Genomic DNA, 23,220 nt, shown 5'->3' on the forward strand with positions numbered 1-23,220 from the left:
AAAACAATTAAAATGGCAGATTTAAAAGATTTCGCAGAACAATTAGTTAACTTAACTGTAAAAGAAGTTAATGAATTAGCTGATATTTTAAAAGAAGAGTATGGTATTGAGCCAGCTGCAGCAGCAGTAGCAGTAGCAGGTCCTGCAGGAGGAGCTGGAGGAGATGCTGGTGAAGAGAAAACTGAATTTGACGTTATCTTAAAAGCAGCAGGAGGTTCTAAATTAGCTGTAGTAAAGTTAGTTAAAGAATTAACTGGATTAGGATTAAAAGAAGCTAAAGAAATCGTAGATAGCGCTCCTAAAGCAGTAAAAGAAGGAGTATCTAAAGATGAGGCAGAAGGTCTTAAAAAGTCTTTAGAGGAAGCTGGAGCTGAAGTAGAGTTAAAGTAATCTACACTCCCGAATAAAAAGGGAAAAACAAATACAGGTTTAGGCGCTAAAGCATTAGCTTTAGCCCTAAACCATTTTGTGTATATATTCATTAATCAATTTATTACAAAATTTGTTTTGTAATATTTTTATCTTAAAATATTGATTGTTAACTTTATAACACTCAATATTAATACTAAGTGTTGCAATACCCAATGTATTAAGGGTTGCATCTAAATATTTTTAATTAAAAAATAGATACTCTTTTGGCAACAATAAACACTACTGAAAGAATTAACTTCGCATCATCACAATTAGGAACAGACTATCCAGATTTTCTGGATATTCAAGTAAAATCTTTTCAAGATTTTTTCCAATTGCAAACAAAAGCTGAAGAGCGAGGTGAAGAAGGTTTGTACAAAACCTTTATGGACAACTTTCCAATTACAGATACACGCAATCAATTCGTATTAGAATTTTTAGATTATTTTGTAGATCCACCAAGATACAGCATTCAAGAATGTATTGAAAGAGGATTAACTTACAGCGTTCCATTAAAAGCACGTTTAAAGTTATACTGTACCGACCCAGAACACGAAGATTTTGAAACTATTGTTCAAGATGTATATTTAGGTACAATTCCTTATATGACTAACTCAGGAACCTTTATTATTAATGGGGCAGAAAGAGTTGTTGTATCTCAGTTGCACCGTTCACCAGGTGTGTTCTTCGGACAATCTTTTCATGCTAACGGAACAAAATTATATTCAGCAAGAGTAATTCCTTTTAAAGGATCTTGGATTGAATTTGCAACCGATATCAATCAGGTAATGTACGCCTACATTGATAGAAAGAAAAAATTACCAGTTACTACATTATTCAGAGCCATAGGTTTTGAAAGAGATAAAGATATTTTAGAAATTTTTGATCTAGCAGAAGAAATAAAAGTATCGAAAGCTGGATTAAAGAAAGTATTAGGGCGAAAATTAGCAGCAAGAGTATTAAAAACTTGGTTTGAAGATTTCGTAGATGAGGATACAGGAGAAGTTGTTTCAATTGAACGTAACGAAATTATTTTCGACCGTGATACCATTTTAGAGAAAGAACATATTGATGAAATAATCGAAGCTGGAGCTAAAACTATCTTATTACATAAAGAAGATAATCAGCAAGCAGATTATGCAATCATTCATAATACATTACAAAAAGATCCTACAAACTCTGAAAAAGAAGCCGTAGAACATATCTATCGTCAATTACGTAATGCAGAACCGCCAGACGAGGAAACTGCACGTGGTATTATAGATAAGTTATTCTTCTCAGAGCAACGTTATAATTTAGGTGAAGTTGGTCGTTTTAGAATGAACACCAAATTAAACTTAAATGAAGATATCGATCAAAAGGTATTAACTAAGAATGATATTATCACCATCATTAAGTATTTAATTGAGCTAATCAATTCAAAGGCTGAAGTTGATGATATCGATCACTTATCTAACCGTCGTGTACGTACAGTAGGAGAGCAGTTAGCAGGTCAGTTTGGTGTAGGTTTAGCACGTATGGCTCGTACAATTCGTGAGCGTATGAACGTTCGTGATAACGAGGTGTTTACACCAATCGACTTAATTAACGCAAAAACATTATCTTCAGTTATTAACTCATTCTTTGGTACTAACCAGTTATCTCAGTTCATGGATCAAACAAATCCATTAGCAGAAATTACTCATAAGCGTCGTTTATCGGCATTAGGACCAGGAGGTTTATCAAGAGAAAGAGCAGGTTTCGAGGTTCGTGACGTTCACTATACACATTATGGTCGTTTATGTCCGATTGAAACTCCTGAAGGACCTAACATTGGTCTTATTTCATCTTTAGCTGTGTATGCTAAAGTAAATAACTTAGGTTTCATTGAAACCCCATATAAAAAGGTTGACAATGGTCAAGTTTCTTCTGAAGATCCAATCTATTTAAGTGCGGAAGAAGAAGAAGGAATGAAGTTTGCACAATCTAATATTGAAGTTAAAGAAGACGGAACTATTGATAGAGATAAAGTAATTGCACGTGAAGAAGGAGATTTTCCGGTAGTTACTCCAGATGTAGTTAATTATATGGACGTTGCTCCTAACCAAATTGCATCTATTTCTGCATCGTTAATTCCGTTCTTAGAGCACGATGATGCAAACCGTGCATTAATGGGATCTAACATGATGCGTCAAGCAGTTCCATTATTACGTCCAGAATCACCAATTGTAGGTACAGGTTTAGAGCGTAGAGTAGCAAAAGACTCTCGTATCTTAATCAATGCAGAAGGTGCAGGTACGGTAGAGTATGTAGATGCAAACAAAATTATAATTAAGTATGACAGAACAGATGAAGAGCGTTTAGTAAGTTTTGATTCTGATGAAAAATCATACGACTTAATTAAATTTAGAAAAACTAACCAAGGAACAAACATCAACTTAAAACCAATTGTAAAAGTTGGAGACAGAGTTGAAGAAGGTCAGGTTCTTTGTGAAGGGTATGCAACGCAAAAAGGAGAATTAGCTTTAGGAAGAAACATGAAAGTAGCCTTTATGCCTTGGAAAGGGTATAACTTTGAGGATGCAATTGTAATTTCTGAAAAAGTTGTTCGTGAAGATATCTTTACTTCTATTCATATTGACGAGTATTCATTAGATGTTCGTGATACAAAATTAGGAGCAGAAGAGTTAACTAACGATATTCCAAACGTTTCTGAAGAGGCTACTAAAGACTTAGATGAAAACGGAATGATTAGAATTGGAGCAGAAGTAAATCCTGGAGATATCTTAATTGGTAAGATTACTCCAAAAGGAGAGTCTGATCCAACTCCTGAAGAAAAATTATTACGTGCAATCTTTGGTGATAAAGCAGGTGATGTTAAAGATGCATCATTAAAAGCCTCACCATCATTAAGAGGAGTAGTAATTGACAAGAAATTATTCAAACGTGCAGTAAAAGATAAAAACAAGCGTGCTCGTGATAAAGAAGCAATTGCTGCTTTAGAAGCATCTTTTGTATCTAAGTTTGAAGGTTTAAAAGATATATTAGTAGAAAAATTATTCGGTTTAATCAGCGGAAAAACATCTCAAGGAATTTTTAATGATTTAGGAGAAGAAGTATTTCCTAAAGGAAAGAAATTCACCCAAAAGATGTTAAACTCTGTAGATGATTTTACTCATTTAAGCGGAAGTTGGACTACTGATAAAGACTTAAATAAATTAGTAGGTGAATTAATTCACAACTATAAAATTAAAGTAAACGATTTACAAGGAGTATTACGTCGTGAGAAGTTTACCATTTCTGTTGGAGATGAATTACCAGCCGGAATATTAAAGCTTGCTAAAATTTACATTGCTAAAAAACGTAAATTAAAAGTAGGTGATAAAATGGCAGGTCGACATGGTAACAAAGGTATTGTTGCAAAAATTGTTCGTGCAGAAGATATGCCTTTCTTAGAAGACGGAACACCTGTAGATATCGTATTAAATCCATTAGGGGTACCATCGCGTATGAACATTGGTCAGATTTATGAAACTGTACTTGGATGGGCAGGTCAAAAATTAGGTCAAAAATATGCAACACCAATTTTTGATGGAGCATCATTAGATGAAATTAATAAATTAACTGATGAAGCCGGAATTCCAAGATTTGGTCATACCTATTTATATGACGGAGGTACAGGTAAGCGTTTTGATCAACCAGCAACAGTTGGAGTAATTTACATGATTAAGTTAGGACATATGATTGAAGATAAGATGCACGCGCGTTCTATTGGTCCTTACTCGTTAATTACACAACAACCATTAGGAGGTAAAGCACAGTTTGGAGGTCAGCGTTTCGGAGAAATGGAGGTTTGGGCACTTGAGGCTTATGGAGCATCAAGTATCTTACGAGAAATCTTAACGGTAAAATCAGATGACGTATTAGGTAGAGCTAAAACATACGAAAGTATTGTTAAAGGAGAACCTATGCCAGAACCAGGTTTACCAGAATCTTTTAACGTATTAATGCATGAACTTAAAGGTTTAGGACTAGACGTTAAGTTAGAAGAATAAGTACAGTGAAGTGTCTCTGAGTTTTGGCTCAGAGGCAAATCATTTTTTCAATATTGGTCTTTTAAAGACTGTCAATTTTTTTAATTCGAATCCATTATCATGGCAAGAAAAAACGAAAAATACACTGTTAAGAAGTTTAACAAAATTTCAATTGGATTAGCATCTCCTGAGTCTATTTTAGCAGAATCAAAAGGAGAGGTGTTAAAGCCAGAAACCATTAATTACCGTACACACAAACCAGAAAGAGATGGTTTGTTTTGTGAGCGTATTTTCGGACCTGTAAAAGACTACGAATGTGCGTGTGGTAAATATAAAAGAATTCGCTATAAAGGAATAGTGTGTGACCGTTGTGGTGTTGAAGTAACTGAAAAGAAAGTACGTAGAGATAGAGTAGGTCATATTAATTTAGTAGTACCAGTTGCGCATATTTGGTACTTCAGATCATTACCTAACAAGATGGGATACTTATTAGGTTTACCATCTAAAAAGTTAGATATGATTATTTACTACGAGCGCTACGTAGTAATTCAACCAGGTATTGCTAAAAATGCAGAAGGAGAGCCATTACAAAAAATGGATTTCTTAACTGAGGAAGAGTACTTAGACATTGTTGATACTTTACCACAAGATAATCAGTATTTAGAAGATTCTGACCCTAACAAGTTCATCGCTAAAATGGGAGCAGAATGTTTAATTGATTTATTAGAAAGAATTGATTTAGATCAACTTTCTTATGAATTAAGACATAAAGCAAATACAGAAACTTCTAAACAACGTAAAAACGAAGCATTAAAACGTTTAAATGTTGTTGAAGCATTTAGAGATTCTCAAAAAAATAGAGAGAACAATCCAGAATGGATGATCATGAAAGTAGTTCCGGTGATTCCACCAGAATTACGTCCATTAGTTCCATTAGATGGAGGTCGTTTTGCTACTTCAGACTTAAACGATTTATATCGTCGTGTAATTATCCGTAACAACCGTTTAAAAAGATTAATGGAGATCAAAGCTCCTGAAGTAATCTTACGTAACGAAAAACGTATGTTACAAGAATCTGTAGATTCATTATTTGATAATACACGTAAATCATCTGCAGTAAAAACAGAATCAAACAGACCATTAAAGTCGTTATCTGATAGTTTAAAAGGTAAACAAGGTCGTTTCCGTCAAAACTTATTAGGTAAACGTGTTGATTATTCTGCTCGTTCTGTAATTGTTGTAGGTCCAGAATTAAAATTATACGAATGTGGATTGCCAAAAGATATGGCAGCTGAATTGTACAAGCCTTTCGTTATTCGTAAGTTAATCGAGAGAGGAATTGTTAAAACAGTAAAATCTGCAAAGAAGATTATAGATAGAAAAGAGCCTGTTGTTTGGGATATCTTAGAAAATGTAATTAAAGGACATCCGGTATTGTTAAACCGTGCCCCTACCTTACACCGTTTAGGTATTCAAGCATTCCAACCTAAGTTAATTGAAGGAAAAGCTATTCGTTTACATCCATTAGTATGTACGGCATTTAACGCCGACTTTGATGGGGATCAGATGGCGGTTCACTTACCATTAGGTCCAGAGGCTATTTTAGAAGCACAATTATTAATGTTAGCTTCTCACAATATCTTAAACCCTGCAAATGGTGCTCCAATTACTGTACCATCTCAGGATATGGTATTAGGTCTTTACTATATGACTAAAGAGAGAAAATCTACTCCAGAAGTGCCAATTAAAGGAGAAGGATTAACTTTCTATTCACCAGAAGAAGTAATTATCGCTTTCAACGAAGAAAGAGTTGATTTAAATGCTGGAATTAAAGTTAGAACAAAAGACCTTGGTGAAAATGGTGAGATTGTAACTAAAATTATTGAAACCACTGTTGGTCGTGTATTATTCAATGAAGTAGTACCAGAACAAGCAGGATATATTAATGAGGTTTTAACTAAGAAATCTTTAAGAGGAATTATTGGTGGTATTTTAAAAGTTACTGATATTCCTTCTGTAGGAAACTTCTTAGATGAAATCAAAAACATGGGTTATAAGTTTGCATTCCAAGGAGGATTATCATTCTCATTAGGAGATATTATTATTCCAGAAGAAAAACATACGATGATTGCTGAGGCAAACAAAGAAGTTGATGGAATTGTAATGAACTATAACATGGGTATGTTAACCCAAAAAGAACGTTATAATCAGGTAATTGATGTTTGGGGTTCTACAAACAACCGCTTAACAGAATTATCTATGAAGCGTTTACGTGAAGATCAACAAGGATTTAACTCAGTATTTATGATGTTAGATTCTGGAGCACGTGGATCTAAAGAACAAATTCGTCAGTTAACTGGTATGCGTGGATTAATGGCTAAGCCTAAAAAATCTACAGCTAGTGGTGGAGAAATTATTGAAAACCCAATTTTATCTAACTTTAAAGAAGGTCTTTCAATTTTAGAATATTTTATCTCTACACACGGTGCGCGTAAAGGTCTTGCCGATACCGCATTAAAAACAGCCGATGCAGGTTACTTAACGCGTCGTTTAGTAGATGTTTCACAAGATGTGATTATTAATGAAGAAGATTGTGGTACTTTACGTGGATTAGAAGTTACTCCTTTAAAGAAAAATGATGAGATTGTTGAGTCTTTATCAGATAGAATTGAAGGACGTGTTTCTTTACATGACGTATATGATCCAGTATCTGATGAGTTATTAGTAAAATCTGGTCAATTAATATCTATTCCTGTTGCTGAGAAAATTGAAGCATCAGGTATTGATAGAGTAGAAGTAAGATCACCATTAACATGTGAGGCTGATTCAGGTATTTGTGCTAAATGTTATGGTAAGAGTTTATCTACCAACTCTAATGTACAAAAAGGAGAAGCTGTTGGTGTAATTGCCGCACAGTCTATTGGAGAACCAGGTACACAGTTAACATTACGTACATTCCACGTTGGTGGGGTAGCAGGAAACATTTCTGAAGAAAACACTTTAGTTGCTAAATTTGAAGGAAATGTTAAAATTGATGACTTACGTACCGTTAAAGGTAAAGATAGTCAAGGAGAGGAAGTGGATATTGTAATTTCTCGTACAGCTGAAATTAAGATTGTTGATAAACGTACAGGTATTACTTTAAGTACTAATAACATTCCTTATGGTTCTATTATTTTTAATAAAGATAGAGATACCATTAAAAAAGGAGATGCAATCTGTCAATGGGATCCATTTAACGGAGTTATTGTATCAGAATTTGGAGGAAAAGTTAGATTTGATAACTTAGAACAAGGTATAAACTATTCTGTTGAAATTGATGAACAAACAGGTTTCCAAGAAAAAGTAATTACAGATTCTAAAAATAAGAAAATCATACCTTCTTTAATAGTTGAAGATAAAGATGGTAATGCTTTACGTTCATACAGCTTACCAGTAGGAGCACATCTAATGGTAAATGATGGAGACGATGTTGAAATGGGTAAAACATTGGTTAAAATACCTCGTAAATCTGGTAAAGCCGGAGATATTACAGGAGGTTTACCACGTGTAACGGAGTTATTTGAAGCACGTAACCCATCTAACCCTGCAGTAGTTGCAGAAATTGATGGTGTGGTAACATTTGGTAAAATTAAGCGTGGTAACCGTGAAATTATTGTAGAATCTAAAACTGGAGATATAAGAAAGTATTTAGTAAAACTTTCTAATCAAATCTTAGTTCAAGAGAATGACTTTATCAAAGCAGGTATGCCGTTATCTGATGGAGCAACAACGCCAGAAGATATTTTAAGAATTAAAGGGCCATCTGCAGTACAAGAGTACTTAGTAAACGAAATTCAAGAAGTATATCGTTTACAAGGGGTGAAGATTAATGATAAACACTTCGAAGTAGTTGTACGTCAAATGATGCGAAAAGTAAGAATCATTGATTCTGGAGATACATTATTCTTAGAAAACCAACTAGTACATAAGAATGATTTTATCCAACAAAATGATGATATTTACGGAATGAAAGTTGTTGAGGATGCAGGAGATTCTCAAAACTTAAAGTCAGGACAATTAGTTACCGTACGTCAATTAAGAGACGAAAATTCAATTTTACGTAGAGCAGATAAAAATTTAGTAATAGCAAGAGACGCTCAACCTGCAACAGCAGAACAAGTATTACAAGGTATTACAAGAGCTTCGTTACAAACTAAGTCATTTATCTCAGCAGCATCGTTCCAGGAAACAACGAAAGTGTTAAATGAAGCAGCTGTTAATGGAAAAGTAGATACTTTAGACGGATTAAAAGAAAATGTTATTGTAGGTAAACGAATTCCTGCTGGTACAGGTATGAAGGAATACGAAAACATTATTGTAGGTTCTAAAGAAGAAATTGAAAAAAGTTTATAATTCAATATGTAAAGACCTCTAATTTTAGAGGTCTTTCTTTTTTAAAAGAATTTTAATGGAAGATAATAAGAACAAAGAACCTCAATTAAATATTGAGTTAGATCAAGAAATTGCAGAAGGAACGTATAGTAACTTGGCAATTATCAATCATTCAGTATCTGAGTTTATTGTAGATTTTATTAATATTATGCCAGGTGTACCTAAGGCAAAAGTAAAATCAAGAATCATATTAACACCTCAGCATGCCAAACGTTTAAGTAAAGCATTAGCAGATAATATTAGAAAGTTTGAGCAGAATAATGGTGAAATAAAAGACTATGAACAACCGCCTATTCCTATGAATTTTGGTGGAACCACTGGTGAAGCATAAAACAAAAAACCGAAACTCATGAGTTTCGGTTTTTTTATGGATTATATTTTAATGTTTAGCTATTATTGTAAGCAGTTATTTTCTTTCAATTATTAATCTTTCAACTTCCTCAACTTTTTCATCAAATTCAGACTTATCATACGTTGTAAATTCTGATTTTAGCTTATGTTCCTTACAAAAAGCAAATAACTTATCATTCATTTTTTGAGTAACTTCCATTCCTTCTTTTACAACTCGAAACATTTCTTCAATAAGTTTTGTATCGTTTGCTAGAGTATCTAGATTAGTTTTAATAATTGGTTTGGAGAATTTTGTCAATAATACTTCACTGTAATCTACATACTTTATAGCCTCTTTTTTTAAATCGATTTTAGAATCTATATTTTCCAGATTTTCTAATAATGTTCTACAAGCTTTATTGGTAATGGAAGCTTCTTCATAAAGTTTTTGAAGTTCATCTGAATTATCAATTCCTTTTGCCTTTTTTTCATTAAAAGCCCAAATTATTTTATTTGATTTAGAAGAGACTCTTTTGATTGATAACTCAACAGTAGTTTTTACTTTTTTGATTTTGTCTTTTTGTTCAGAGTTCGAACAATTAATGAATAGTAATAAAGAAAATAATATGATTTTTTGCATTATTTCGAGAATTGCTTACAAAAGGTAAAAGAATATCCATTTGTTTTAATTGTGGATATTCATAGATAGCTAAGTTAATAGAAATTAAATTAGCAAACAATTTGGTTTTAGTATCTTTCAGTTTTAAAACATAATTAATGAAATCAAATTTTGTAAAAGTAACAGCTGTTGTTGGTTTACTAGTTTTGGGTTCTTGTAAAAAAGAGGTTGCCAAAACATATACAGCTGAAGAAATTAAAAAAGAATCAGACAAAGTAAATGCTTTTTTTCAAAAGCAATTTGATGAGAATTTAGATCGTCATCCAATGTATCAAACCTATTTAGGTATTACTAAAGATGCTGATAAATGGAACAATATTTCTGATGAGTTTGCAGATAAAGAATTAGAGTTAACTAAACAAGCGTTACAATGGATTAAAGATTCGGTAAAAGTTGATGCTTTAGATTCTGATGCTAAATTGAGTCTAGATTTATTCAAACAAAACTTAGAAAATACTATTGCAGATGACAAATACAGACTGTATACATACCCTGTAAACCAAATGCACGGGATGCAAGCTGAAATTCCTGCATTTTTAATCAATATGCATCAGGTAAAAGATAAAAAAGGTGCTGAAGACTATATCAGTCGTTTGCTAAATATGAAGCCTTTATTTGAGCAATTATCGGCTAATTTAAAAAAGCGACAAGAAGCTGGAATCATGATTCCAAAATTTGTTTTTGCAAAGGTTTTAGAAGATTCTAGAAATGTTATTGAAGGTCAGCCTTTTGATAAATCAGCAAAAAAATCAACGTTATTAAATGATTTTGAATCGAAAGTAAACGGATTAGATATTTCAACAGATGAAAAGAATGAATTGTTAAGTAAGGGTAAAGAAGCATTATTAAACGGAGTATTACCCGCTTATCAAAATTTAATTTCTACGTTAGAAGAGCAAGAGAAAGTTGCTACTACAGATGATGGAGCTTGGAAATTTCCTAACGGAGAAGCATTTTATAACAATGCATTAAAAAGAACAACTACAACCGATTTAACTGCTGAAGACATCCACGAAATCGGATTAAAAGAAGTTGGTAGAATTCATGGTGAAATGGAAGGTATTAAAAACAAAGTTGGGTTTGAAGGTTCGTTACAAGACTTTTTTAAGTTTATGAAAACTGATAAACAATTCTATTATCCTAATACAGCCGAAGGAAAAGAAGCCTACTTAAAGAAAGCAACCCATATTATTGATAGTATGAAAACTCGTTTAGATGAATTGTTTATCACTAAACCAAAAGCAGATATTCGAGTAAAAGCGGTGGAAGCTTTTAGAGAAAAATCAGCAGGAAAAGCATTTTATCAACAACCAGCTTTAGATGGTTCAAGACCGGGAACCTATTATGCAAATTTATATGATATGAGTAGTATGCCAACATACCAAATGGAAGCGTTAGCATATCATGAAGGTATTCCGGGACATCATATGCAATTTGCGATTGCACAAGAATTGAAAGATGTGCCAATGTTTAGAAAATTTGCTCGCTATACAGCTTATGTTGAAGGTTGGGGCTTATATTCTGAATTAATTCCGAAAGAAATGGGCTTCTATTCAGATCCGTATTCAGATTTTGGTCGTTTAGCAATGGAATTATGGAGAGCTTGTCGTTTAGTAGTTGATACAGGAATTCACGCTAAAAAATGGACGCGTGAGCAAGGAATTAACTATTATACCGAAAACACACCAAATACTGAGTTAGATGCTGTAAAAATGGTAGAACGTCATATTGTAATGCCTAGTCAAGCAACAGCTTATAAAATTGGAATGCTGAAGATTGTTGAGTTAAGAGAAAAAGCTAAAAAAGAACTAGGAGAAAAGTTTGATATTAGAAAATTCCACGATGTGGTTTTAACAAACGGACCGTTACCATTAAATGTTTTAGAAAATAAAGTTGATGAGTATATCGCTTCTGAAAAAGCGTAACCTCTTTATTTATGCACATAAAAAAAACCGTTGAAAGCTTTCAACGGATTTTTTGTTACATACTATTTCTTTCTAAAATATGATCAATCCACTTTTCTTCGGTTAAATATCCAAAATGATATCCAGTTCCACCAGTTAATCTAGTTTCGCAAAAAGCTAATGCACTTTCTTCAGTAGAATATGTAATCATTAAAGAGGCTTGAATACTTAAAGCCATTTCTGAAGCCATAATTCTTGCATTACCTTCCATATTTTTTGTGCTATTGATACGATTTTTTAAACGTTCAACATACGCATCATAAGCTTCAATCTTTCCTTTTTCCTGATTTAAGAAACGGAACAAAACATCCTTAATTTCTGGTGATTTATGAAAAGCTCTTAACACATCTAAACATTGAACATTACCACTACCTTCCCAAATGGCATTTACAGGAGCTTCTCTATAGAGTCTTGGTAAAATACTATCTTCAACATAACCGTTACCACCCAAACATTCCATAGCTTCACCTAAAAAAGTAATAGCTCTTTTAGTGATCCAAAATTTACCAATTGGAGTTAAAAGACGAAGTAATAATTGCTCTTCTTCATTTTTAAAATTATCTAAACATTGTGCTACTCGATATGTCATGGTTAAAGACGCTTCCGACTCTAAACATAAATCGGCAACCACATTACGCATTAAAGGTTGGTTAATGAGTTCTTTACTAAGAACACTTCTATATTTAATATGATGTAAAACTTCTGATAAGCCTCTGCGCATCAATCCGGAAGAACCAATCATACAGTCGTAACGGGTAAGTGCTACCATTTCAATAATGGTGGGTACGCCTCTTCCTTCATCACCGACTAACCAAGCCAAAGCACCATCAAATTCAATTTCGCTGGATGCGTTTGATTTATTTCCTAATTTGTCTTTTAAACGTTGAATTCTGAAGTTGTTTTTAGTTCCGTCTGGTTTCCAACGAGGAAATAAAAAACAGGATAGTCCGCCTTCGGTTTGCGCTAAGGTTAAGAATCCATCACACATGGGTGCAGAGCAAAACCATTTATGTCCTGTTAAATGATACACAGCACCGCGTTCTTTTGTGTTTTCAGGAATTGCAACAGTTGTATTGGCTCGTACATCGGTACCTCCTTGTTTTTCGGTCATTGCCATACCAATGGTGAGTCCTTTCTTTTCAAAATAAGGTTTGTTTGACGGATCGTATTCCTGATTTAGAATCTTCGGCAACCATTCATCCGCTTGCGGAAAATATTTTTTTAACGGAGGAACTGCAGAAAACGTCATGGTTAACGGACAGCTGGTTCCTGCTTCATTTTGATTATCTAAATAATTAAGAAACAAACGGGCAACATGTGCATTTTTTTGTTGACTTACCCAAGGTAAACTATGTACTTCATTTTTAATTGCTAATTGCATTAAATCATGATACGATTGATGAAATTCAACTTCATCAACTCTAAAGCCTTTGGTATTATGTGTGTGGAATTTTGGAGTGTATTCATTAGCTAACTTTCCTTTATAAATCCATTCTTTATCTCCTAAATGTTTACCGTAATTTTTAAGTGTATCTTCAATCCAACTTATATCTTGCTTTTTGACTAAAGATTGCATGATGGCATCAAACTCGTATAAATTTACGTTCTCAAAAACTGGAGATTGATTAAAAACTTGGTGTGTTTTCATTGTTTTTAGATAAGATTAGTGCCTAAGTTAACAAATAAAAGTTAACTATAATCAAGAAGCTAATTGAGATAACTGATAAGTTGTTACACTGCTCTTTCTAAAGCTAAGTAATGTGTTACTTTTTCTTTTTTTATAGGAATAATATAGATTTCACACTTATATGGTGTTCCATCTTTTTTGTAGTTTAAAATTACTTCTTTAAAAGGGATTTTTCCGTTGAGTTTTTTTCTGATGACTATTTTTTTACTTTCAGAAGTATCCTTTCCTTGTAAAAAGCTAGGTTTTTTATTTATGACTTGCTTTTTAGTATAACCTGTCATTTTAGTAAAACCTTTGTTTACCCATATAATTTCTTTTAAATTATTAGTTAAAACTAGAGCATCATAGGTGTTATTCTGTAAAATTGATTTGAAATTATGTTCCCAATTAAATTTAGAAGCATATAAAGATAATTGTTTAAGATCTTGTGAGAGTGACTCTTTATTGGTTAATGTAAATTGAGAATAAATATCCCAAGATATCAGTGGCATTATTTGTATGTCTTGAACATACTTTCCAATAGTTTTTTTCATACAGTAAATTTACTGATTAAAAAATAAAAAGGCTCAACAAAGTTGTTGAGCCTTTTTAATGATTTATAAAAAATGATTATTTTTTTTCTTGAGCTTTTACATCATCAATAAACTTTTGTAAACGCATACCGTAATCAGAACTTTTAACTCTACTAGTTAAGCTGTTATTTATGGTGTCTAATAAATAAAGATTAGCATCAAAAAGTTCAGATAAAGCAATGTATGGTGCCGCTTCAGTGTCAGGATTAGCAACAGCAAAGTTAGTTGTAAATAGAAAACGACGACGTACCATTTTTTTGTACTCTTTTTCTAAACTATCCATAGCAGCAGTATCTTTTTTAGCACGAGCTTCCATGTCTTTTGCAATAAAATCTAACCTTTTTAATTTGAATTGTTGATTAATTTCATTGAATTTATCCATTACTTCTTGGTTTTTAGATCCTGAAATTCCAGGTTTCCAACCAAACTCTTCAACATTATCGTTAATTGTAATTTCACCCGGTTCACCAAAAAACATTATTTTTTTCTCTTGAGTATTTCCATCAAAAGTTAAATAATACATTACAGGAGATTCAACATTATCAGAAAGTAAGAACTTATCATCACCAAATAATTTAACAGAATCTACAGATACTAACAAGGTATCATTCATTTTTTGAAGATATAAAGTACCTTTTTTTAATCCTTTAATTTGACCTTTTACCACCATGTTTCCTTTTTCTTTTGAGCAAGAAAAAGCAACGACAGCAAATACTAAAACAGCTATAAATCTTTTCATTGTATCTTAAAATTATCGATTGCAAATATGCAGAATTCATTTAAACTTTTGATGCTATTTCCATCAAAATTGTACATAAAATAGCACCATACGTACCTACAACGTATCCAAAAACAGCTAATAAAACTCCCACAGTAGCTAAAGAAGGATGAAAAGCGGCAGCAACTACAGGTGCAGAAGCAGCTCCACCCACATTAGCTTGACTACCTACTGCTAAGAAGAAATAAGGAGCTCTAATTAGTTTTGCTACTAAAATTAGTAATCCAGCGTGAATAGCCATCCATACTAAACCAATAGCTATCAAACCAGGGTTTTCAACAATTTTTGATAAGTCCATTTTCATACCAATGGTTGCTACTAACACATAAATAAAAACACTACCAATTTTACTGGCACCAGCTCCTTCGTAATTTTTTGCTTTGGTAAAAGATAATAAAATTCCGATAGCTGTGGCTATGGTAATCATCCAAAAGAATTTAGATGAAAAAGAAGATAGGGCAGAAGACTTATCAGAAACAGCTTCAAAATTGTTTTTTAGGAAAGATGAAATACCATCTGCTCCCCAGTGAGCAAACCCTACCGCACCAAAAGCCAGCGCTAAAATAATCATCAAGTCGGTTAATGACGGATTGCGAGTAACGCTTTCGGCAAATGAACTTACTTTTTGTTTTAATTCTTCAATGGCAGAAGTATCTGATTGTAACCAATTATCAATTTTGTTAGATTTTCCTATTCCTATTAAAATCAACGCCATCCAAATGTTAGCAACAACAATATCTACTAATACCATTCCTCCATATTTTTGTGGATTGTATTGATAAATTTCTAACATTGCTGCTTGATTTGCTCCACCACCAATCCAGCTTCCTGCAAGGGTTGAAAGTCCACGCCATACAGCATCAAAACCAACGCCACCAACAGTTTCTGGGGATACTAAAGAAATTAATAAAATAGCAATTGGACCTCCAATAATGATTCCAATAGTTCCTGTAAAGAACATAATTAATGCCTTAGGACCTAAATTAAAAATGGCTTTTAGATCTATGCTTAAAGTCATTAAAACCAAAGATGCGGGTAATAAAAATCTACTTGCGATATAGTAGGTTTGAGATACATCAGCAGAAATCCATCCTAAGGAATTAAAAATTGCCGGAATTAAGTAACACATTAATAATCCGGGAACAATTTTATAGAATTTAGACCAAAACCCTGTTTTTTTACTTTCGGTATAAAATACGAATCCGAGTGAAATCATTAAGATACCAAATACTATAGCATCATTTGAAAAAAGCGGTTGATTTTCCATTAGAAGAATAAATTTTCGCTAATGTATCAAAAATATATGGGATGTTCTTTTTAGAATGAATATGGCTATTCTTCCTTCTTTTTAGGTTCTCGTTTTGCATCTTTTAAAGTCTGCATAAGCATCCATTCAATCTGTCCGTTGGTAGATCGAAACTCATCAGCAGCCCATTTTTCAATTGCTTTGAGCATGTCTTCATTTATTCGTAATGCAAACGCTTTCTTTTTAGCCATTTATTTGTTTTTAATTCATTTACTAAATTATAATACTAATTAAAGTTATGATGAGTATCACCAGATATAAGATAAATTGTATCATGGTTTTAAAATTTATTTTTATAAGTAGAGAGTATAAGTTTAGCATCCTGCTCTTTATGAGTACCGATTAATAGTTTTTTGTTGTTTTTTAATTCTAACTGAATTCCTATATTTCCTGATATATTAACTGCTTTTCCTTTTTTACTTAAAAAGCCTGTACGTAAAACCCAACCACCATATTCTGTTATTGGATTGTACTTTCTAGTATATACTTTATTTATATTTTCCCATGGAATTTTTCTAAAAGATTGATGAAAAGGAAAGAACTTATATTGAATTCCTTTCTCATCAATTCTAGTCGATAATTTCATTGAATAAATTAATGCTGATATACCAATCATAACTCCAATTAAGACAACTAACACCCAATTAGGAGAAGGACTATCGCCAAAAGGAGTGTTTAAAATTAGTTGAGAGTAAAGTGCGTACAAAAAAAGACCAATCATACCTAAATTAAAGAGGTGCGTAATCCAAATATACCATTGCGTGTATTTTTGTTCTTCAATAAACACTTTCATGATTAACGATTTTTATTTCTTTCAAAAACTATTCTTGCAGAATGTTCAGCAATATGAATGACTTTCCATCCTTCTCTTGAATAATTGTTTAAGGTGTCTTCTAATTTTTGGTTGTTACCTGTTAAACCCATTTTCCAGTTTATGACTTTATATTCTTTCATCTATTTTAATTTATTGTTTTTTATTGATGAGATGCAATTTGCTAATAAACATCTTGGTTGGAATCAAGAATTGTTATGGCTCATTTCATAGTTAATGGTTTAATGTTCCGGCATTAACAATTGGAGACGCATCTTTATCACCACATAAAATAACCATAAGATTACTAACCATAGCAGCTTTACGCTCTTCATCTAGATCCACAATTTCTTTTTTACCTAATTCATCTAAAGCCATTTCAACCATGCTTACAGCACCTTCAACAATCTTATGTCTTGCAGCAACAATAGCGGTAGCTTGTTGACGCTTTAACATGGCATTGGCAATTTCTTGGGCATACGCTAAGTAACCAATTCTAGCCTCTAAAACTTCAATACCTGCAATTGCCAATCTTTCTTCCAATTCTTTTTCTAAAGCATCACTAACTTCATTAACACTTGAACGAAGCGTAATGTCTTCTTCATGACCATCATCTGCAAAATTATCATACGGATACATGCTTGCCAGTTTACGAACTGCGGCATCAGTTTGTACACGAACAAAGTTTTCGTAATTATCTACATCAAAAGCAGCTTTATAAGTGTTTGTCACTCTCCAAACTAAAATGGTACTAATCATTACCGGGTTACCTAATTTGTCATTAACTTTTAAACGCTCACTATCAAAGTTACTAGCTCTTAAAGAAATGTTCTTTTTAGTATAAAATGGATTTGCCCAATACAAACCATTTTGTTTAACGGTTCCCACATATTTTCCGAAGAGTAACAAAACTTTTGATGTATTTGGATTCACTAAAATAAATCCTAGAGCCAGAAAAAGCCCTAATAATATCATAGTTATGTAAATAGGAGCTTTGTTAGCAAAAGAGAGATATACTCCTCCAAAAATTAATAGTAATACTATAAATAGCATTAAGTACCCGTTGGTAGGCTTTGTAACTTTTTCTGTTTCCATAGTAGTTGAATTTATATTGATATTAAAATGATATCATAAAGATATATAAAAATTTTTAATTTTTCCAAACAGTAGGGCTAAAAATATTTTTTACTTTAGCAAAAATTATAATCAAGATGAAAATAAAAAATATACTATTTATACTGTTACTGTCTTTAAGTGTATCAGCCTTTTCAAACACAGATATTTGGGGTCCAACAGGACATAGAACTACTGGAAAAATTGCTGAGAAGCATTTAAAAAATAAAGCAAAACGTAAGATTGAAAAACTCTTACAAGGAGAAAGTTTAGCTTTCGTATCTACGTTTGCAGATGAAATAAAATCTGATAGAAAATATAGTCAATATTATACATGGCACTATATAAACATGCCTTTAGATGGTCATTATCATTCTTCAGAGAAAAATCCGAAAGGAGATTTGGTAACTGGTATTAATCATTGTATTAAAGTATTGAAGGATGAAAAATCATCTGATGAAGAGAAACGCTTTTTTTTAAAAATGTTAGTGCATTTGGTGGGAGATTTACATCAGCCAATGCATATTGGTCAAAAAGAAGACAAAGGAGGAAATACTGTACAATTACAATGGTTTAAAAGAGGAACTAATTTACACCGTGTTTGGGATGAGAATATGATTGAAGAGTGGAAGATGAGTTATGCTGAATTAGCAAACAACACAAAAAACCTTTCAAAAGAACAAATTAAACAATTGCAGAAAGGTAATGTTGTTGATTGGGTTGAAGAAACTCATGAAATTACCAAAAAAGTATATGCATCTGTTGAAATAGGAGAAAACTTACGTTATCGTTACTCGTATGAGTATTTTCCAATTGTAAGAGAACAATTACAAAAAGGCGGAATTAGATTAGCTAAAATATTAAACGATATTTTTTGTTAGAAAATTGATAAAACACAAAGCAAAGCCTCTTTTTTAAAAGAGGTTTTTTAGTTAAAAAGAGTTAATATTTTTCTTTGAGAATTTCTTATTGATAAATTTATAACATGAAATTAAAATTAATAGCACTATTACTTCCGGTAATTCTTTTTTCTTGTAAAACAAATACAAGTGAGAAGAAAGAAGAAGTTGAAAAGCAAAATCCTAAATCCATTAAAAGTTATAATTACAGTAGTTTAGAGCCACTATTACATAAAAATGATGGTAAGACGTATGTGGTGAATTTTTGGGCAACATGGTGTAAGCCTTGTGTAGATGAACTTCCGTATTTTGAAAAATTAAATGATAATTATAAAAATCAAAATGTAGAGGTTTTATTAGTGAGCTTAGATTTTCCTAATCAAGTAGAATCTGATTTGTTACCCTTTATTGAAAATAACAATATTAAAAGCCATGTAGTTTTATTTGATGATCCAAACCAGAATGAATGGATAAATAAAATAGATAAAAGTTGGTCTGGGGCTTTACCAGCAACTTTGATATATAATAAAAATCAGAGAAAATTTTTTGAAAAACCATTTGACTATCAAACTTTAGAAAATGAACTAAAGCAATTTATTAATTAACTATTAACAATTATGAAAACATTCAAAAGTATTTTAATATTAACCGTTGTGTTAGTAGCAACAGCATTTACAGTTAAAACCTCTTCGGGTTATGAAGTAGGTGATGTAGCAGGAAATTTCACCTTAAAGAATATTGATGGTAATATGGTTTCATTATCTGATTATAACAATGAAAAAGGAGTAATCGTAGTTTTTACGTGTAACCATTGTCCGTATTCTAAAATGTACGAAGACCGTATTATAGCATTGGATAAGAAGTACAAAGAAAAAGGATATCCTGTGGTGGCTATCAATCCGAATGATCCTTCAGCTTCACCAGGAGATGATTTTGAATCAATGAAAGAAAGAGCAAAATCAAAAGGATTTACATTTCCGTATTTATTTGATGACGGACAAAAAGTATATCCAAAGTTTGGAGCAACAAGAACACCACATGTGTTTGTATTAAAAAAAGCTGCGAACAATAAATTTGTAGTGTCGTACATCGGAGCTATTGATAATAACGCAAGAGATGCGGCTAGTGCAAATGAATTATATGTTGAAGAAGCGGTTAATAGTTTACTAGAAGGAAAGCAACCTGAAAAGACATTGACCAAAACCATTGGTTGTAGTATAAAGGTGGCAAGCTAAAAATAAAAAAGCTCTCAATTTTGAGAGCTTTTTTTATCGGTCTAAAAAATCTTGATATGCTTCTTGACTAATAGCTTTACCTAGTGTTTCTAATTCTTTATAATCTCCTTCTTTAATTACTGGTTTTTTGCTAACGTAGTCGTAAACAAATATCCCGTTTTTGTTAAGCGTTCCGAAACCTTTATTGAACACATAATGAACATAGTTTTTATCTGAAGAATTAAAAATATTTTTTCCAAAGAAAAACTGTGATGCATTTCCTTGTAGCATATCGGTAATAGTATAGGCAAAATCAGTTTGTCCACTAAAATTATCAATAGTAATTCCTTTTTTGGCTAAAGCACCACCCAACCATACCATAGGTATTTGAAACTTTTTAGGAGAGTTAAAATATCCTTTATGCTTAGGTAGTGGATGACCATGATCGGACATAATTACAATTAGAGTATTATCCCACCAAGGTTGTTTTTTTGCCTCATCAATAAACTTACCAATAGCTTTATCTGTATAAGATTGAGCACTTTTGTATAAATTTTCTTGAGAGTTTTTACCAAACTTATATTCATCTGGAAATTCATAAGGCTCATGACTAGTAAGTGTTAAAGCGACACTAAAAAAAGGTTTTTTAAGATCGGGAACTGATAAATCTTTCATAAAACGCTCTAAAAAAATATGATCATGCGCACCCCATTTTGAATTCCAATCTTCATCGTCAAATTCTTCTCCATCGACTATATAATCAATATTTCCATTTCGTAAAAAAGTAATCATATTTCCAAAATTACTATCTCCTCCATAGTAAAAACTAGTATAATATCCCAAGTTTTTCATTTCTTGTGTAAGCATAGGTAATGACCTTGTTTTACTAGGAATTTTAATAATACTAGAAGTTGGTTGAGGGTAGTAGCCACTTAAAATTGCAGCTAAACCTTTATCGGTACGATCACCATTACCATAAAAATTTGTAAACAAAATACCTTCTTTTGCTAGTTGGTTAAGGTTAGGTGTAACATCAGGTTCACCTCCTAATACTCCCACTGATTTAGCAGATAAACTCTCCCAAATAATTAAGATGATGTTTGGTTTTTGGGTATTTAATATAGAATCAGTGTTGTTAGTATATAGGTTGTTTTTTACCTCGTTAATTATTTTTTGTGCCTTTTTACTACTGAAATGGATGTAGGGGTTTTTGTCTTCGGTTTTATGGGTAAGTGCATTTGCAAAATTCCAAATAAAATTTACCGAAGCATGATTGGCAAACATTTTTTTAGAAAAATATACATTGCTTTGGTTAATAGGAATTGTTTGAAACCCGCCTCTAATAGGTATAATTAAACTACCAATGAGTAAAAGAAAAATAGGAGCTTCCCACAACTTACCTCTTTCAATTTTATTGATGTCGTTATTAATTTTTTTATTAAAAAGGTATGCAATAAATAATGATAAAGCAATCCAAATGAATATACCACCAACCAATAATCCAGTTGATACCGATGCTAACATTATTTTAGGGGTGTTTATATAATTCAGTAAAGTAGAATCAATTCTAACGCCCCATGATTTGTATAAAACAACATCAATCAGCATTAAAAAAGTGATTAAAAATAGGATAATAAAAGTGTATGATTTTAATATAGCGGATATGATTTTTTTAGGTATCCATATAGATAAAAGAATAAGTAAAAAAGGAAAGGCAACTATATATCCTGTAAAAGAAATATCTAACTTACTTCCGAAAAAAAAAGTTTTTAGAATAGTTAAAAAATCTAATTCTTTGGTTTTATCATAATAAAAAACTAAGAAAATTAACCTTGCAAAAGCAAAGTAAATTATCCATAAAAAAAAATAAGAAACGCTAAATAAAAGTCTATTTTTTAATGATTTCATAGGGTTATTCTGTAACTTTTAATCGTGCTTTAGCAGCAATAGAAACATCCGAATAATCGTTGTTTAAATATTTTAAATAACCTGTAATGGCAATCATTGCGGCGTTATCGGTCGTGTATTCAAATTTAGGAATATAGGTAGTCCACTTCCAATGTTTTTCTGCTAAAGCTAATCTTTTTCTAATTTCTGAATTTGCAGAAACTCCACCGGCAATAGCAACGTGTTTTATGCCTGTTTGTTTTACCGCATTTTTCAGTTTATTCATTAATATTTCAATAATTGTATACTGAATAGAAGCACAAATATCATTTAAGTTTTCTTCAATAAAATTTGGATTCTCTTTTTTGTTCTTCTGAATGAAATATAAAATCTGGGTTTTTAATCCGCTAAAACTAAATTCTAAATCTCCTACTTTAGGTTGTGTGAATTTAAATGCTTTCGGATTTCCTTGTTGGGCATATTTATCAACTAATGGTCCACCTGGGTAGGGTAAACCTAAAATTTTAGCAGATTTATCATACGCTTCACCAACTGCATCATCAATAGTTTCACCTAAAATTTCCATTTCAAAATGATTGGTGATTTTTACTATTTGTGTATGTCCGCCACTAATGGTTAAACAAATAAAAGGAAACGGAGGAATTTTACTTCCTTCTTCTTTAATAAAATGAGCTAAAATATGAGCTTGCATGTGATTTACGTCGATCAACGGAATGTTTAACCCTAAAGCAAGTGATTTTGCAAAAGAAGTTCCTACCAGTAAAGAGCCCATTAACCCAGGACCTCTTGTAAAAGCTATGGCATTTAGCTCTTCTTTATGAACCTTAGCTTTAGAAAGTGCATGTTTTACAACCGGAACAATATTTTGTTGATGTGCTCTTGAAGCTAATTCAGGAACTACACCTCCGTATTGTGCATGAACTTCTTGATTAGCCACTACATTGCTCAACACTTTTCCGTTACAAATTACTGAAGCACTTGTGTCATCACAAGAACTTTCAATGCCTAGAATATATATGTTTTTCTTGCTCAATTATTTGTAGATTTAGCTACAAAAATATTCATTATACGTTAGATTTTCGTTAAAATTGATGTTTCTTT

General features: G+C 32.1%; 19 protein-coding genes. 8 read left to right on the forward strand and 11 right to left on the reverse strand.

Features of this window, described 5'->3' with window-relative positions; translation table 11 throughout:
- The first annotated feature begins 12 nt into the window (after positions 1–12).
- The 4 genes from rplL to SLH33_RS09655 all read left to right on the forward strand — a co-directional run bounded on the left by rplL (position 13) and on the right by SLH33_RS09655 (position 9,189).
- The gene (gene rplL / locus SLH33_RS09640) at positions 13–390 is read left to right on the forward strand and encodes a 50S ribosomal protein L7/L12 (protein ID WP_320418882.1); all 378 of its coding nucleotides are present in this window, start codon (positions 13–15) and stop codon (positions 388–390) included.
- Between the two features lie 245 nt (positions 391–635).
- Positions 636–4,445: a DNA-directed RNA polymerase subunit beta gene (gene rpoB, locus SLH33_RS09645; RefSeq protein WP_320418883.1), complete on the forward strand. Its 3,810-nt coding sequence runs from the start codon at positions 636–638 to the stop codon at positions 4,443–4,445.
- A gap of 99 nt (positions 4,446–4,544) precedes the next feature.
- Positions 4,545–8,819 (forward strand): DNA-directed RNA polymerase subunit beta', encoded by a 4,275-nt coding sequence (rpoC, locus tag SLH33_RS09650; RefSeq protein WP_320418884.1) that lies wholly within the window; start codon positions 4,545–4,547, stop codon positions 8,817–8,819.
- 55 nt (positions 8,820–8,874) lie between these two features.
- Positions 8,875–9,189 (forward strand): DUF3467 domain-containing protein, encoded by a 315-nt coding sequence (locus SLH33_RS09655; protein ID WP_320418885.1) that lies wholly within the window; start codon positions 8,875–8,877, stop codon positions 9,187–9,189.
- Positions 9,190–9,264: 75 nt separating this feature from the next.
- Here the strand turns inward: SLH33_RS09655 and SLH33_RS09660 are convergent, their stop codons facing one another.
- On the reverse strand, positions 9,265–9,828 hold the full coding sequence (locus SLH33_RS09660) for a hypothetical protein (protein WP_320418886.1): 564 nt from the start codon (positions 9,826–9,828) through the stop codon (positions 9,265–9,267).
- Between the two features lie 137 nt (positions 9,829–9,965).
- Here SLH33_RS09660 and SLH33_RS09665 point away from each other — a divergent pair, with 137 nt between their 5' ends.
- Positions 9,966–11,792, forward strand: coding sequence for a DUF885 domain-containing protein (locus SLH33_RS09665; protein WP_320418887.1), 1,827 nt, complete (start codon positions 9,966–9,968; stop codon positions 11,790–11,792).
- A 55-nt stretch (positions 11,793–11,847) separates the two neighbouring features.
- Here SLH33_RS09665 and SLH33_RS09670 read toward each other — a convergent pair whose 3' ends face one another.
- The 8 genes from SLH33_RS09670 to SLH33_RS09705 all read right to left on the reverse strand — a co-directional run bounded on the left by SLH33_RS09670 (position 11,848) and on the right by SLH33_RS09705 (position 18,080).
- A complete protein-coding gene (locus SLH33_RS09670) occupies positions 11,848–13,479 on the reverse strand; it encodes an acyl-CoA dehydrogenase family protein (RefSeq protein ID WP_320418888.1) in 1,632 nt (543 codons plus the stop codon).
- A gap of 83 nt (positions 13,480–13,562) precedes the next feature.
- Positions 13,563–14,051: a PAS domain-containing protein gene (locus tag SLH33_RS09675; protein WP_320418889.1), complete on the reverse strand. Its 489-nt coding sequence runs from the start codon at positions 14,049–14,051 to the stop codon at positions 13,563–13,565.
- Between the two features lie 76 nt (positions 14,052–14,127).
- Complete coding sequence (locus SLH33_RS09680) at positions 14,128–14,829, reverse strand: DUF4369 domain-containing protein (protein ID WP_320418890.1); 702 nt, start codon at positions 14,827–14,829, stop codon at positions 14,128–14,130.
- A gap of 40 nt (positions 14,830–14,869) precedes the next feature.
- Positions 14,870–16,135 carry a DUF819 domain-containing protein gene (locus SLH33_RS09685; RefSeq protein WP_320418891.1) on the reverse strand — a complete coding sequence of 422 codons (1,266 nt, stop codon included), beginning with the start codon at positions 16,133–16,135 and terminating at the stop codon, positions 14,870–14,872.
- Positions 16,136–16,200: 65 nt separating this feature from the next.
- The gene (locus SLH33_RS09690; protein ID WP_320418892.1) at positions 16,201–16,365 is read right to left on the reverse strand and encodes an Arc family DNA binding domain-containing protein; all 165 of its coding nucleotides are present in this window, start codon (positions 16,363–16,365) and stop codon (positions 16,201–16,203) included.
- An 89-nt stretch (positions 16,366–16,454) separates the two neighbouring features.
- A complete protein-coding gene (locus SLH33_RS09695; protein WP_320418893.1) occupies positions 16,455–16,967 on the reverse strand; it encodes a hypothetical protein in 513 nt (170 codons plus the stop codon).
- A gap of 2 nt (positions 16,968–16,969) precedes the next feature.
- The gene (locus SLH33_RS09700) at positions 16,970–17,128 is read right to left on the reverse strand and encodes a DUF4177 domain-containing protein (protein ID WP_320418894.1); all 159 of its coding nucleotides are present in this window, start codon (positions 17,126–17,128) and stop codon (positions 16,970–16,972) included.
- 91 nt (positions 17,129–17,219) lie between these two features.
- Positions 17,220–18,080, reverse strand: coding sequence for an SPFH domain-containing protein (locus SLH33_RS09705; RefSeq protein ID WP_320418895.1), 861 nt, complete (start codon positions 18,078–18,080; stop codon positions 17,220–17,222).
- A 116-nt stretch (positions 18,081–18,196) separates the two neighbouring features.
- Here SLH33_RS09705 and SLH33_RS09710 point away from each other — a divergent pair, with 116 nt between their 5' ends.
- The 3 genes from SLH33_RS09710 (at position 18,197) to SLH33_RS09720 (ending at position 20,232) form a co-directional block, all read left to right on the forward strand.
- Positions 18,197–18,979, forward strand: coding sequence for a S1/P1 nuclease (locus tag SLH33_RS09710; protein ID WP_320418896.1), 783 nt, complete (start codon positions 18,197–18,199; stop codon positions 18,977–18,979).
- A gap of 104 nt (positions 18,980–19,083) precedes the next feature.
- Positions 19,084–19,602, forward strand: coding sequence for a TlpA family protein disulfide reductase (locus tag SLH33_RS09715; protein ID WP_320418897.1), 519 nt, complete (start codon positions 19,084–19,086; stop codon positions 19,600–19,602).
- A 12-nt stretch (positions 19,603–19,614) separates the two neighbouring features.
- Entirely contained in the window at positions 19,615–20,232 is a 618-nt protein-coding gene (locus tag SLH33_RS09720) for a thioredoxin family protein (protein WP_320418898.1), read from the forward strand.
- A gap of 33 nt (positions 20,233–20,265) precedes the next feature.
- On the opposite strand, the gene SLH33_RS09725 is transcribed toward SLH33_RS09720, so the two are convergent.
- Both SLH33_RS09725 and tsaD read right to left on the reverse strand, forming a co-directional pair.
- Complete coding sequence (locus tag SLH33_RS09725; RefSeq protein ID WP_320418899.1) at positions 20,266–22,119, reverse strand: LTA synthase family protein; 1,854 nt, start codon at positions 22,117–22,119, stop codon at positions 20,266–20,268.
- 4 nt (positions 22,120–22,123) lie between these two features.
- The gene (gene tsaD / locus SLH33_RS09730; protein WP_320418900.1) at positions 22,124–23,152 is read right to left on the reverse strand and encodes a tRNA (adenosine(37)-N6)-threonylcarbamoyltransferase complex transferase subunit TsaD; all 1,029 of its coding nucleotides are present in this window, start codon (positions 23,150–23,152) and stop codon (positions 22,124–22,126) included.
- Between the last annotated feature and the right edge of the window lie 68 nt (positions 23,153–23,220).

This window comes from Tenacibaculum sp. IB213877 (assembly GCF_034043975.1).
Lineage (GTDB): Bacteria > Bacteroidota > Bacteroidia > Flavobacteriales > Flavobacteriaceae > Polaribacter.

Bases quoted from the DNA above. Each gene is read 5' to 3' on its own strand.
- rplL (WP_320418882.1), top strand. From the start codon at position 13: ATGGCAGATTTAAAAGATTTCGCAGAACAATTAGTTAACTTAACTGTA.
- rpoC (WP_320418884.1), top strand. From the start codon at position 4,545: ATGGCAAGAAAAAACGAAAAATACACTGTTAAGAAGTTTAACAAAATT.
- SLH33_RS09655 (WP_320418885.1), top strand. From the start codon at position 8,875: ATGGAAGATAATAAGAACAAAGAACCTCAATTAAATATTGAGTTAGAT.
- SLH33_RS09660 (WP_320418886.1), bottom strand. From the start codon at position 9,828: ATGCAAAAAATCATATTATTTTCTTTATTACTATTCATTAATTGTTCG.
- SLH33_RS09665 (WP_320418887.1), top strand. From the start codon at position 9,966: ATGAAATCAAATTTTGTAAAAGTAACAGCTGTTGTTGGTTTACTAGTT.
- SLH33_RS09670 (WP_320418888.1), bottom strand. From the start codon at position 13,479: ATGAAAACACACCAAGTTTTTAATCAATCTCCAGTTTTTGAGAACGTA.
- SLH33_RS09675 (WP_320418889.1), bottom strand. From the start codon at position 14,051: ATGAAAAAAACTATTGGAAAGTATGTTCAAGACATACAAATAATGCCA.
- SLH33_RS09680 (WP_320418890.1), bottom strand. From the start codon at position 14,829: ATGAAAAGATTTATAGCTGTTTTAGTATTTGCTGTCGTTGCTTTTTCT.
- SLH33_RS09685 (WP_320418891.1), bottom strand. From the start codon at position 16,135: ATGGAAAATCAACCGCTTTTTTCAAATGATGCTATAGTATTTGGTATC.
- SLH33_RS09690 (WP_320418892.1), bottom strand. From the start codon at position 16,365: ATGGCTAAAAAGAAAGCGTTTGCATTACGAATAAATGAAGACATGCTC.
- SLH33_RS09695 (WP_320418893.1), bottom strand. From the start codon at position 16,967: ATGAAAGTGTTTATTGAAGAACAAAAATACACGCAATGGTATATTTGG.
- SLH33_RS09700 (WP_320418894.1), bottom strand. From the start codon at position 17,128: ATGAAAGAATATAAAGTCATAAACTGGAAAATGGGTTTAACAGGTAAC.
- SLH33_RS09705 (WP_320418895.1), bottom strand. From the start codon at position 18,080: ATGGAAACAGAAAAAGTTACAAAGCCTACCAACGGGTACTTAATGCTA.
- SLH33_RS09710 (WP_320418896.1), top strand. From the start codon at position 18,197: ATGAAAATAAAAAATATACTATTTATACTGTTACTGTCTTTAAGTGTA.
- SLH33_RS09715 (WP_320418897.1), top strand. From the start codon at position 19,084: ATGAAATTAAAATTAATAGCACTATTACTTCCGGTAATTCTTTTTTCT.
- SLH33_RS09720 (WP_320418898.1), top strand. From the start codon at position 19,615: ATGAAAACATTCAAAAGTATTTTAATATTAACCGTTGTGTTAGTAGCA.
- SLH33_RS09725 (WP_320418899.1), bottom strand. From the start codon at position 22,119: ATGAAATCATTAAAAAATAGACTTTTATTTAGCGTTTCTTATTTTTTT.